Source organism: Pseudomonas sp. LBUM1646, assembly GCF_059716165.1.
In genome coordinates, this window is record NZ_CP166810.1 from 5,102,196 (window position 1) to 5,114,036 (window position 11,841).

Below are 11,841 nucleotides of genomic sequence, written 5' to 3' on the forward strand. Positions count from 1 at the left end.
CTGTAAAAATAGGCGTGGGAGCTTTATACTCCCGCGCCCGTTTTGCTCTTGAGGACTTATCTCGTGTCCAATGTCGTTGCCGATCATCTCGTCTTGCTGGACCACTTGCGCAGCATCCTGGTCGCCGTAGGTGAGGCCGAACAGGTTCCCGAAGAAAGCCATGCCTTGTTCCTGGAGCGCTTCGACGAATTGCGTGCGTTGCTGCCGGTCGATCCGATCGAAAGCCAATACCTGGGCCAGGACATTCTCTGCCAGGTCATCACCCGCTACCCGCAAATTGCCCACCTGGTACCGCGCGACCTGCTGTGGTACTTCGCCGGTGACTGCCTGCACTACATGCCCGATGATGAAATCGACTTGTATCAAGCCCTGGAAGAACGTCGTTTCGAAGCTGAACAGAACGACGAACCGTTCGACTGGAACCAGGAAAAACAGCTGCTGGCGATGTCGCAAGACGACAGCAAGCACTGATCCACGGTTAGAAATGCAAAAAGGCCCGCATGTTATTCATGCGGGCCTTTTTTTGTGGAATCAGTGAGGACGCCTTCGCGGGCGATCCGACTTGCCCGCGAAGAGGCCCGTCAGAGCAACCCATCACTCTCCGGCAACTCATACTCCGCCGCAACCTTGCTCAATGCACTCGGCTTACCCGGCTTACTCAAGGTCGGCTCCTTCTCCAGACACTCCACCAAATAATCGATAAACACCCGCAGCTTCGGCGGCAGATAGCGCGTCGGCGAGTGCAACAACCACGCACCACCATGGTAGGAAGCCAGAAAAGTCCAGTCCGGCAACACCTGCACGATCAACCCCTGCTCCAGCGCATATCGGGCGGTGAAGTACGGCAAGCTGCCAATGCCGATGTGCTGCAACACCGCGCCCAATCGCACGCCAGTGTGATTGGCGGCATAACGACCGCGCACGCCCACGGTCACGGCCTTGCTGCCTTTCTTGAATTTCCAGCGCGCATCGCTCGGGGTTTCGCCCAAGTAGATGCAACTGTGATTGAGCAAGTCATGGGGATGCGCGGGCGTACCGTGTTCGGCCAGGTACTGCGGCGTCGCACACAGCAAGTGGTCGATGGTCAGCAACTGCCGCCCGACCAGTCCCGCTGGCGGGCGATCGGTAATGCGGATTGCCAGATCAACATTGTCATCGATCAAATCCACCTGCCGATCTTCGAGCAACAGTTCCACATCCACTTTGGGATAACGCCGCAGAAATTCCGGCATATGCGGATGAATCACAAATCGCCCCACTGCCTTGGGCACGCTAACCCGCACCAGTCCTTCGGCCTCGTGAGTGAACTGACCGCTGATTTCCATCACCGATTTGGCCGCGCTGACCATCTCCTGGCAACGCTTGAACACCTCTTCGCCGCCATCGCTCAACCGCAGTTTGCGCGTGGTGCGCTGCAGCAATCGAGTGGCCAAGGCTTTTTCCAGGCGCGAGATGCTGCGACTGACCGCTGAAGGCGATGAACCCAGTTGACGTGCCGCTTCGGAGAAGCTGCCAGTCTCGACAACCTTCACGAAAATCGCCATCTCACCCAGCAGCGGCAGCGGTAGATTTATGCTCACAGCGCAACAGTCCTTTGATGTTTGAATGGATTATCACGCAATTCCACGCTTCATATAATAAAAATAGAATCTTTATAAGGGCATGGAATATGACGCTTCGCCTCTTTTTCCATAGTGATGACCTCAAAGCTAATGTGGAAGTCCTGGATTGCACGCCCCACGAGAATGAATTCGCTGTCGTTTTGCGCGCCACACTGTTCCACCCCCAAGGCGGTGGACAGCCTTGTGATACCGGCTGGATCGGTGAAAGCCAGGTGCTGCGGGTGGTCCAGGATCCAGACCGGATCGTCCATTACGTTGACCACCCGGTAAAACTCGGCATGACCCAGATCCGGGTCGATGAACAACGCCGCCAATTCAATACCCGCATGCATTCGGCCGGCCACCTGATCGGCCACTTCGTCCAGGTACTGGGCTGGATGCCGATCAAAGCCCACCACTGGCCGGGCGAGGGCCGCGTGCAGTTCAAACCGACGGATTCGGCAGAAGAGGTTGAGGCCCAGACCCTTCAGGACGGCATCGCGCAGTGGGTCGCCCATGATCTGCCGCGCCTGACTTCGATGCGCGAAGGCGCCCGGGAGATCGGTTTTGGCGAACTGCCTGCCTACGGCTGTGGCGGCACCCATGTACGGAGCCTGAAGGATTTGGGCACGGTCACGATCGACTCCCTTTCACTGAAAAAGGGCACGCTTTCTGTCCACTACCACGTGGATTGAGCTTGTTGGCGATGTCGACACCGTCATCGCCTGACGCCGGGGGAGCGTGCATTCGCGGGCTCCGTTGACTACTCGATAGATGGACCTAAACCATGATGCTTGACGTCGAGCGTCTCGATGAGACGTGCATAAAAAAACTGGCCCACGAAGAAGTCCTCGCCATCCGCGTCAAAGGCTTTTTGCCTCAGCCGCTGGCGGTGCAAATTGGTGACAAGATCCTTGCGCCGGGCTTCGAGGGCTACATCAATGCGCCGAGCATCGGTCGCATCGGCATGGCATTTTACGAAGCGGAAAACCAGCCGTTGCTGATCGAAGACTATTTCGAGCGCGCCACCAGCAATATCGAGGAACTGCGCAATCGCTGCGCGCCCTACTCGTCCCCGGTCGACACCCTGCGCTGCATGCTCGACGAGTCCTGGCCGGCGGGCGCGCATCTGGAAAACCTCTACGGGCGCAAGATGTATGTCGGCCTGTCCCGGGTGGTGAAACCCGGCGTGTGCTTCCTCGCCCATCACGACATTTTTGCCAAGGACGCCCCAGACAGTTTTCAGGCCCGCAGCCTGGAGGCGCAATTCGCCTGCAACGTTTACCTGAACATGCCCACCGAGGGCGGTGCGTTGCAGATGTGGGACCACGACATTTCCCCCGACCGCTTCGACGAAATGCGTGGCGACAGTTACGGCATCGACCCGGCGCTGCTTGGCCCTCCGACCCTAGAGATACGCCCTGATCCGGGTGATTTCATCATGTTCAATTCGCGCTGCATGCACTCGGTGACCCCGGGCGTGGCGGATCCGCGCTTGAGCCTTTCGTTCTTTGTCGGTTATCGCGGCAATGCTTCACCCCTTACTTTCTGGAGTTGAAATGCTTTCGAATTACCTGGGCGAGTTTCTGGCGCTGGCAACCATCCACTTTCTGGCCGTGGTCGCACCTGGTCCGGACTTCGCCGTGACCATCCGCCAGAGCGTGCGCTTCGGTCGACTGGTGGGCATTTGTACGGCGCTGGGCATCGGCGCGGGGATTTCCGTGCATGTGCTTTACACCCTGCTCGGCGTCGGCGCCTTGATGCACACCACGCCGTGGTTACTGACGGTGGCTAAGGTCGTGGGCGGCGCCTACATCCTGTACCTCGGCGTCAGCCTGTTACGCAGCAAGCCCAAGACCGCACTGGAGGGAGACAAACCTGCGGACGAACCGGTCGTGGAACAAACCCTGTTGAAGGCGTTCACCACCGGTTTCCTGACCAACGCGACCAACCCGAAAGCCACGCTGTTTTTCCTGGCAATCTTCACCACCATCATCAGCGCCACGACCCCCTTACAGATTCAGGCGCTGTATGGCCTGTGGATGTGCTTCGTCAACGCACTGTGGTTTGTGATCGTCGCGTTGTTCTTTTCCAGCGCCCGGATTCGGCTGCTGTTCATGCGCATGGGGCACTGGTTCGAACGAACCATGGGGGTGATTCTGATCCTGTTTGCCGGGCGCCTGATCCTGTCTATGTAAACCCGCGCCCATGCAAAAGGCCCGCTCAGTCAGACTGGCGGGCCTTTTTCGTTTCTGCGTCGCTTTTGCAGTTCTGTGCGACAGTTCCCACTTCAGGGGCTCCCCTGCCGCTCCCTCGTGGTGTTAGTTTGGAAACCTTTCTGATTCAACGATCAGAAATTTCTTACTCACTACCTGCGAAGGAATGCCCTCAGCGATGGATTTTTCTCTCAAGCAACTGGCCGCGACCACCCTGATTTTGGCGAGCCTTTCGTCGTTCACCACACTGGCGCATGCCAACATCACCCCGCAACAGAGCGCGACCCTCCTCAAGTCTTTCAGTGAAACCTCGGTCACGGATTTCAGGCAGTTCCTGGGTGGCGTGGCCAAGAGCGACCTGGCCAAAACCGCCAACCTCGGCCCGGCCATCAGCGCCTTCCTCGACAACAAAACCCTTTCTGCCGAACAGCAGAACGAGATCACACGCCTGCTGGGTATTTATGCGCGGGTGAAATACGGCAGCGCGGCCACCGAGACCCTGCGCGAACTGGTGGAAATCCCGACCTTCCAAGTGGAAGGCGTCGCCCAGCACGACAACCCTGAATTCATCAAGATCGCCGACAAGATCAAGGGCCTGGCCCAGGCCTTCAACCTGAATTTTCGCAACGTCGACAATCGCGTCTATGAAATCTCCCTCGAAGGCAGCGGTGATGAAGTCGTGGGCATTCACGCGCATGCCGATGTGGTGCCCGTGACGCCGGAGAACTGGGTGCTGAAGGACGGCACCAAACTCGATCCGTTCAAAGTCACCCTGATCGGCGATCGCATGTATGGCCGTGGCACCGAGGATGACAAGAACGGCATCGTGGTGGCGATGTACGCGATGAAGATCATCAAGGAAGAGAAGCTGCCGCTGGCCAGGAACTTCAAGTTGCTGGTAGACACCACCGAGGAAACCACCGGCGACGCCATTCCCTATTACTTCGAACACAACCCGACACCCAACTACAACCTGGCGCTGGATGGTGGCTACCCGGTGGTGATTGCCGAGAAAGGCTACGGCACCGTAATGGGCAACTTCCCGATCCGCAAAGGTGAAGGCAAAGGCGCTGAAATCATCTCGATGACCGGCGGCAAGGCCACCAACCAGATTCCGTCGGCTTCGGTGGCCACCCTTGTCACTGACAAGCCCGCCGAACTGGCCGCCAGCCTGCAGAAGGCCGGTACCGATTACGCCAAGCGCAACGCCGACAACGGCGGCAACTTCGAAGTGAGCGCCAAGGTCGATGGCAAGGACGTCAAGCTCACGGTCACAGGCGTTTCCGCGCACTCCTCCGAGCCCGAGTCCGGTGTGAACCCGGTGGCCAGGATGCTCGACTTCATCAATAGCCTGGATGGAAAAGTCGCGCTCAAGCACAACCACATCACCGACGCCGCCCGTTACGCTGCCGACAACTGGGGCCTGGATTACCTGGGTGGCAAACTGGGGGTTGGCTTTGCCGATGCCTTCATGGGTCCGCTGACCACGTCCCTGACTTTTGTCGGGATGGATGACAAAACCTTCAAGCTCGCGGTCAACCTGCGCGTGCCGAAGGGCGAGTCCCCGGAAGCGCTCAAGGCGAAAATTGCTGAAAAGATTGGCGCCTGGAGCAAGAAGACCCACGTAGCGGCGACCTTTGACTACTCGATCGCCGAGCCGATGTACCGTAATCCTGAGGGTGAATGGGTCAAGGCCCTGCTGGCCGTGTCCACTGAAAACCTGGGTATGGAACATAAGTTCGGCAGCTCCGCCGGCGCCACTTCGGTCCATGAGTTGCCCAATGGCGTGCAATTCGGCTTGGCCAGACCTGAGGTGAAGTACACCGGCCACACCGACAACGAGTTCAAGACCGTCGATCAGTTCCTGCTGGACCTGCAGATCGTGACCGAGATGATGGGGCGCATCGGGCAGTTGCCGAAGCTCTGATCGCACGTTCGGACCCGCTGCTCTGGCGGGTCCGACTCTTTGAGGTTTCAGCAAAAAACGCACAAACAAAAACGCCGCTCATTGCTGAGCGGCGTTTTTGTTAAATATGGAGCGGGAAACGAGACTCGAACTCGCGACCCCGACCTTGGCAAGGTCGTGCTCTACCAACTGAGCTATTCCCGCAAATGGCGTCCCCTAGGGGACTCGAACCCCTGTTACCGCCGTGAAAGGGCGGTGTCCTAGGCCACTAGACGAAGGGGACACGCTAACTGAAACACATGGTGTGTATTTCAGTGCCCAAATCCGCATCCGAAGATGTCGGTTCTGGTTTCACTCAGCCCTGCCCGAAAGCAACGCTGTTTAAAATTGGAGCGGGAAACGAGACTCGAACTCGCGACCCCGACCTTGGCAAGGTCGTGCTCTACCAACTGAGCTATTCCCGCATATGGCGTCCCCTAGGGGACTCGAACCCCTGTTACCGCCGTGAAAGGGCGGTGTCCTAGGCCACTAGACGAAGGGGACACACGTACAACATTCACTCCCTACCGCGTTTCGCTGTGTGCTTTACGCTGTAAGTGGCGCGCATTCTATGGATGGATTGAGGGGTCGTCAACCCCCTGATATAAATTTATTTAAATCAATGACTTCGCCGTGCTTTGGGAGGCGAATCGGGGTTTTCCGTCGCCCGGCGTTTGACGCCTATATTCTGGCACCCGCCAAGGCGCTATAGTCCACCCACGCAATAGATGATGGCAATGTGCACCACGCACGCTGTTACTTATATAAGCAGGGGCACGGCCGATATAAGTAGAGGCGTGGCCGATTCAACTCGTCGAGCGGCCCTATGCGCCCCCACGCCGAGCCACTACACTCGCACGCGAACCCTATAAAGAGGTCTTACCGGTGACACCACTCATGATCACCCTGCTAGTCGTAGCCGGGATCGCACTATTGATCGCCATTGGCTACATGAACCATGTGGTGGAAAACAATAAGCTGGAAAAGGCCCGTACCAAGGTTGAACTCAACGACCGCCTGCGTCGCTGCGGCGAAATCACCGAGACCTTCCCCGGTCAGTTGATGACACCTGCGCTCAAGCTGCTGTTGACCCGTCTGGAGCTGAACGTCTGTCAGCGCCTGCTGCACCTTGAAAAAACCAATGCCTCGGTCAAGGCCCGCATCGCCGAACTGAACACCCTGGTTGCCCAGGGCGAATCGATCCCGGTCAACAATCCGCCGGCACCGATCCAGACCGAAGCCAAGGCCAAGGACGTGCGCTTCCTGCTCGAAGCCTTGCACGGCCAGATCACCCGCGCAGCCCAGGACGGCTTCCTGCCGACCAACGAAGCCAAGCGCTGGATCCGCGAAGTCCGCCACATCCTGGTACTGCTGCACATCGAGTTCTTCAACAACCTCGGCCAGCACTCCCTGCAACAAAACCAGCCCGGCCAGGCTCGTCTGGCGTTCGAACGCGGCGTGCAATACCTGCGCAAACAACAGGAACCGCAACTCTACGCCGAACAACTCGAATACCTGGAAAAACTCCTGGCCCGCGCCAACGCCCAAGTCATGGACCAAACCGCCCCGGCTGAAGGCGAAGTCAACCAATTGACCGAAGGGTTGAAAGACGTCGAGGCTGATGCCGACTGGAAGAAAAAAGCGATTTACGACTGATCAGAACAGTCAGAGAAAGCCACCGGGAGGTGGCTTTTTTTTGCTTTGGGTTTGAAGATCAAAAGACCGCAGCCTTCGGCAACTCCTACAATTTAATCGAGTACATCTGGGAGAGAATGGTCGACTGTCAGGCTCGCTCCCACAGTTTGATCGAGTACATCCGGGAGAGATTGGTCGGCTGTCAGGCCGTCATCGCAGGCAAGCCAGCTCCCACAATTTGATCGAGTACATCCGGGAGAGATTGGTCGGCTGTCAGGCCGTCATCGCAGGCAAGCCAGCTCCCACAATTTGATCGAGTACATCCGGGAGAGATTGGTCGGCTGTCAGGCCGTCATCGCAGGCAAGCCAGCTCCCACAATTTGATCGAGTACATCCGGGAGAGATTGGTCGGCTGTCAGGCCGCCTTCGCGGGCAAGCCTCGCTCCTACAAAAGCACAAGCAAAAGCAAAAACGACGCACACCGACCCGCCCCTCACCACTCATTAGGCCGAGCGTTAGCTCGCCTGCCCTTGATCTTGCCCTACCCGCCCCTTCGGGAGGCTGAGAGGAGGTGTTCATCTGGGGGGGAGGCGCGAAGCGCCGTTCGACGAAGTCGAACACATCGAGAGGAGGTCGAAGCGAAGCCGACCGGAGGCGATGCCCCCAGATGAATACCGGAACGAAGGCACGCCGAGCCTAAGCGAGGGGCCGGACGCTCGGGGCGAGACCTTTGGTTCCTTTGGGGCGTTTGCCAAAGGGACTCGCCGTAAGGGCGAAACCGCCAGCCGCCGTCACCGCAGCAACGGATATGTACACAACCACCCAAAACCTGGTCGACCCAAAGGTCGCCAAGGTCAAAGCCGAAAGTGCCCAACCATCCCCTTAAGCTCAACCCCCAACTGCGCCAACTCAATACTGGACGCCGCATTCCCCTGCATCGCCAACGAAGACTGATCCGCACTCGCCCGAATACTCGTCACACTGCGATTAATCTCCTCAGCCACCGAACTCTGCTCCTCGGCTGCCGCCGCGATCTGCTGGTTCATCTGCTGAATCAACGACACCGCCGCCGCAATACTGCCCAGCGCACTCTCGGTCTGCAGCGCATCACTCACCGCGAGTTTCACCAACTCACCACTGTTCTGAATCTGCTGCACCGACGACTGCGCCGCCGAGCGCAAGGCACTGACCAGCCGCTCGATCTCCTCGGTCGATTGCTGGGTACGCTTGGCCAACGCCCGAACTTCATCGGCCACCACCGCAAACCCCCTGCCCTGCTCCCCTGCCCGCGCCGCCTCGATGGCCGCGTTGAGCGCCAACAAATTGGTCTGTTCAGCCACGCTTTTGATCACGCTGAGCACCGTACCGATATTCTGGATCTCCGCACTCAGGCTCTCGATGCTGGAACTGGCCGAGGTCGCCGAGTCCGCCAGTTGCTCGATCCGCGCCATGCTCTGGCGCACCACCTGCTGACCGCTCTCGACCTTGTCGTCCGCCGTCTGCGCGGCCGTAGCGGCCTCTTCGGCATTGCGGGCCACGTCATGCACGGTCGCGGTCATCTGGTTCATCGCCGTGGCGACCTGCTCGGTTTCTTCCTTCTGACTGCTGACTTCCAGGTTGGTCTGCTCGGTCACCGCCGACAGCGACTGCGCAGAACTGGCCAACTGCTCGATACCCGCCTGCAAACCACTGACAATACTGCTCAGCCCCGCGCCCATCTGCTGCATCGCCAGCATCAACTGACCGATTTCATCACGACGGGTCACTTCCACCGTCGCACTCAAATCACCTGCTGCAATCTGCTGGGCAACACGGATCACACTGCGCAGCGGTGCCACGATCAACCGGGTAATCACCCACGCCGCGATCAGCCCGACCAACAACGCCAGCGCCGAAGAACCGATGATCAACAGTGAATTCTTTTTCAGCTCGGCCTGCATCGCCCCGTCTTCGGCCACATAGGCCTGGTCCACCCGGTCCACCACTTGGGCGGCGCGCTGATGCAGTTGTTCGTAGACGGTTTTTTCCTGGGCCAGCAGCCCGGTGTATTCGGCGAGCTTCTCGCTGAAGCTGGCGATGTGGCCGGTCACTTCATTGAGGACGGTCTGGTAGCCCTCATCCTTGACCGTGGTTTTCAGCTGTTCGGCCTGAGTCAGCGCCTGGTCGGCCTGCTCGATCTTGCCCTTGCCAGCGCTGTCGTCGTCCCCCTTGCGGCTCTGGTCGAGGCGCACCCGAGCCTCGTTCATGGCCTGCAACATCAGCCGCGAGACCTGGCTGACCTGATTGGCCTGCTCGATGAATTGCGCGCCGTCCTTGCCTTCGGATTCCTTCAAGGTATAGGCGCCATCGTCGGCGAGGCCAGCCTGCAATACGTCCAGGTTATTGGCCACGCTGGACACCGACCAACTGGCCATTTCAAGGGCCAGGTCCTTGGCCTGGGTCAGCGAGACAAATTCGTCGAAGGCCTTGCGATAGGCGCCAAGCGACTGCTCGACATCGTTCATCACCGGCACATTGGCCGCCGATTGCGCCTTCAACTGGGTCGACAAGGCAATCAGCGCATCAACGCCCTGGCGCAGGGCATCGGCGGTTTTCGGGCTGCTGTGCAAGGCGTACTCCTGCTCCAGCAAGCGCACCTTGAGCAAACCGCTGTTGAGCGACGACATCTGCTTGAGCCCGTCGAAGCGATGACTGATGGTTTGCAGGGACCATACGCCAATGGCCGCCACCAAGGCGGTCAACAACAGCACCAGGACAAACCCGATACCCAGTTTTTTCGCCATACCGAGGTTGGCAAAACGTCCTTGCACGGCCGAAATCATTGCTCGTAGTCCCCTGCCATAGTCTGTAGATGCGAGATTCGCAACGGGCCTGTGCCAGCACAAGTCTCTGGCGTCGGAATAATGGCAAAAAGCTACGCCCACGTCGTTTTCAGAACGTTTTAGGTCGATTCGAAGCGGTGGCCTGGAAAAACCGTCGGGCCCGCGGATCGCAGGCATACGCCACATTGATACGCTGCCAGTCACTGACCTCACCAGTGGGGCTGAAGGCCGTCGGGGAAGACAGCAGGACGCCGAAACGTCGTGCCTGAGTCCGTAGCTGAGCGTAGTCGGACATTGGCGATCGCGCCCAGATGAACAAGCCACCGCAAGGCTTGCCGAATACCTCCCATTCGGCATCTTCAAGCACCTGCAATGCCGCAATCCTGTCCACGTTCAGGCGCTGACGCTGGCGCTGTACCAGCTTGCGATAGGCACCGGTGGCCAACAGACTGGCCAGCACCGACTCGCAGAACCGCGACCCGCCCATGCTGCTGATCATCTTGACCTCGGCCAGCCGTGCAATGAGCTCGGCACTGGCCACCACAAACCCCACGCGCAAGGAACTGCTGAGGGTTTTCGAGAAGCTGCCGACGTAAATCACCCCGCCCCCGTCATCCAGCGCGGCGAGCCGGGCGCCGGGCCCGTTGTGCATATCCGCATAAACGTCGTCTTCGATCACCAACACGTCATGAGCCTTGCTCAGTTGCAGGACCTGTTGTGCCACCGCGGGTGTCACGCAGCTTCCCGTGGGGTTGTGGTGGAAGCTATTGATAAACAGCGCACGAGGGCTGTGTTTGATCAGCAAACGCTCCAGCACCTGCGTGTCGGGACCTTGCGCGGTACGTGGCACCTCAAGCATGCGCACCCCGTGCAACCTGAGCAGATCGAACAGCTGAGAAAAACCGGGGCTTTCCACCACCACGCAATCGCCGGGTTTGAGCAAGGTGCGCACGATCAGGTCCAGCCCCTGGCTGGCGCCGGCCGTGGTCAGGACGCGACTTTCGTCCGCCTCGATATTGAGTGGTTTGAGGCGTTTGAGGATCTGCTGGCGCAAGGCGAGCAAGCCCAGTGGCGTGCCGTAGTTGAACAGGCCGGCCATGTCGATGCGGGCTACCTGGCGGATCGCGTAACTGAGGTCGTCCGTCTCGCGCCAGCTTTCGGGCAATCCGCTACCCCCCAGCATCAGTTCACCCGACAGGTTCTCGGCGAGCCCCGTTTGCATCGCCTCTGCGCCTTCTAACCGGGGTAGATCACACGCGTCCGACACAACCGTTACCGACGCGGCGACAAAGAACCCTGCACCGGGACGTGATGCCAGGAGCCCTTGGGCGACCAGGCGCTCACAGGCTTCAACGACACTGGACTGACTGAGTAAATTGATTCGCGCGATGTGCCGCACGGAAGGTAAGCGAGTCGCCGGCGGCACTTCGCTTTGACGGATCCAGCTGGCCAGTCCGTCGACGATTTGCTGTACGACCGGCACCATTGCCTGTCGATCAATTCTCAATTCCATGAGCAAGCAAACTCCTGTCCATTTTGCTGCGAGCAGTTAATCACAGGAGCGCACGCCAGGCTGTGCGACAACGCCGCCAAAACGGGCGGTTCTAACCATTTGAAACACA

The 11,841-nt window shown here is 59.0% G+C and carries 9 protein-coding genes, 4 tRNA genes and 1 pseudogene; 6 read left to right on the forward strand and 8 right to left on the reverse strand.

Annotation, left to right across the window (positions count from 1 at the left end):
• Window positions 1-63 precede the first annotated feature (63 nt).
• Window positions 64-471: a PA2817 family protein gene (locus tag ACA071_RS23190; RefSeq protein ID WP_054051726.1), complete on the forward strand. Its 408-nt coding sequence runs from the start codon at window positions 64-66 to the stop codon at window positions 469-471.
• A 110-nt stretch (window positions 472-581) separates the two neighbouring features.
• On the opposite strand, the gene ACA071_RS23195 is transcribed toward ACA071_RS23190, so the two are convergent.
• A complete protein-coding gene (locus ACA071_RS23195; RefSeq protein WP_497641297.1) occupies window positions 582-1,580 on the reverse strand; it encodes a LysR family transcriptional regulator in 999 nt (332 codons plus the stop codon).
• 89 nt (window positions 1,581-1,669) lie between these two features.
• Between ACA071_RS23195 and ACA071_RS23200 the strand changes: the two genes are divergently transcribed.
• The 4 genes from ACA071_RS23200 (at window position 1,670) to ACA071_RS23215 (ending at window position 5,744) form a co-directional block, all read left to right on the forward strand.
• Window positions 1,670-2,296 carry an alanyl-tRNA editing protein gene (locus ACA071_RS23200; protein WP_497641298.1) on the forward strand — a complete coding sequence of 209 codons (627 nt, stop codon included), beginning with the start codon at window positions 1,670-1,672 and terminating at the stop codon, window positions 2,294-2,296.
• A 92-nt stretch (window positions 2,297-2,388) separates the two neighbouring features.
• Complete coding sequence (locus tag ACA071_RS23205) at window positions 2,389-3,159, forward strand: 2OG-Fe(II) oxygenase (protein ID WP_497641299.1); 771 nt, start codon at window positions 2,389-2,391, stop codon at window positions 3,157-3,159.
• 1 nt (window position 3,160) lies between these two features.
• Window positions 3,161-3,799 (forward strand): LysE family translocator, encoded by a 639-nt coding sequence (locus tag ACA071_RS23210; protein WP_497641300.1) that lies wholly within the window; start codon window positions 3,161-3,163, stop codon window positions 3,797-3,799.
• Between the two features lie 196 nt (window positions 3,800-3,995).
• Window positions 3,996-5,744: a dipeptidase gene (locus ACA071_RS23215; RefSeq protein ID WP_497641301.1), complete on the forward strand. Its 1,749-nt coding sequence runs from the start codon at window positions 3,996-3,998 to the stop codon at window positions 5,742-5,744.
• Between the two features lie 107 nt (window positions 5,745-5,851).
• Here ACA071_RS23215 and ACA071_RS23220 read toward each other — a convergent pair.
• From ACA071_RS23220 to ACA071_RS23235, 4 genes are all read right to left on the reverse strand, one after another.
• Window positions 5,852-5,927, reverse strand: a tRNA-Gly gene (locus ACA071_RS23220).
• 3 nt (window positions 5,928-5,930) lie between these two features.
• Window positions 5,931-6,006: transfer RNA gene (locus tag ACA071_RS23225), tRNA-Glu, on the reverse strand.
• A 105-nt stretch (window positions 6,007-6,111) separates the two neighbouring features.
• A tRNA-Gly gene (locus tag ACA071_RS23230) sits at window positions 6,112-6,187 on the reverse strand.
• A gap of 3 nt (window positions 6,188-6,190) precedes the next feature.
• A tRNA-Glu gene (locus ACA071_RS23235) sits at window positions 6,191-6,266 on the reverse strand.
• Between the two features lie 393 nt (window positions 6,267-6,659).
• Between ACA071_RS23235 and ACA071_RS23240 the strand changes: the two genes are divergently transcribed.
• A complete protein-coding gene (locus ACA071_RS23240) occupies window positions 6,660-7,418 on the forward strand; it encodes a hypothetical protein (RefSeq protein ID WP_178117470.1) in 759 nt (252 codons plus the stop codon).
• Between the two features lie 833 nt (window positions 7,419-8,251).
• Here the strand turns inward: ACA071_RS23240 and ACA071_RS23245 are convergent.
• From ACA071_RS23245 to ACA071_RS23255, 3 genes and pseudogenes are all read right to left on the reverse strand, one after another.
• The gene (locus tag ACA071_RS23245) at window positions 8,252-9,133 is read right to left on the reverse strand and encodes a methyl-accepting chemotaxis protein (protein WP_413787206.1); all 882 of its coding nucleotides are present in this window, start codon (window positions 9,131-9,133) and stop codon (window positions 8,252-8,254) included.
• 27 nt (window positions 9,134-9,160) lie between these two features.
• Window positions 9,161-10,405, reverse strand: a pseudogene (locus ACA071_RS23250) (HAMP domain-containing protein); the annotation flags it as partial.
• Window positions 10,329-11,732, reverse strand: a complete 1,404-nt coding sequence (locus tag ACA071_RS23255) for an aminotransferase-like domain-containing protein (RefSeq protein WP_497641302.1) — start codon at window positions 11,730-11,732, stop codon at window positions 10,329-10,331. The pseudogene ACA071_RS23250 and the gene ACA071_RS23255, both read right to left, overlap by 77 nt.
• Between the last annotated feature and the right edge of the window lie 109 nt (window positions 11,733-11,841).

What these genes read in the sequence shown, in the direction of transcription:
- ACA071_RS23200 (WP_497641298.1), top strand. Translation starts at nt 1,670, where the DNA reads ATGACGCTTCGCCTCTTTTTCCATAGTGATGACCTCAAAGCTAATGTG.
- ACA071_RS23205 (WP_497641299.1), top strand. Translation starts at nt 2,389, where the DNA reads ATGATGCTTGACGTCGAGCGTCTCGATGAGACGTGCATAAAAAAACTG.
- ACA071_RS23210 (WP_497641300.1), top strand. Translation starts at nt 3,161, where the DNA reads ATGCTTTCGAATTACCTGGGCGAGTTTCTGGCGCTGGCAACCATCCAC.
- ACA071_RS23215 (WP_497641301.1), top strand. Translation starts at nt 3,996, where the DNA reads ATGGATTTTTCTCTCAAGCAACTGGCCGCGACCACCCTGATTTTGGCG.
- ACA071_RS23240 (WP_178117470.1), top strand. Translation starts at nt 6,660, where the DNA reads ATGATCACCCTGCTAGTCGTAGCCGGGATCGCACTATTGATCGCCATT.
- ACA071_RS23245 (WP_413787206.1), bottom strand. Translation starts at nt 9,133, where the DNA reads ATGCTGGCGATGCAGCAGATGGGCGCGGGGCTGAGCAGTATTGTCAGT.
- ACA071_RS23255 (WP_497641302.1), bottom strand. Translation starts at nt 11,732, where the DNA reads ATGGAATTGAGAATTGATCGACAGGCAATGGTGCCGGTCGTACAGCAA.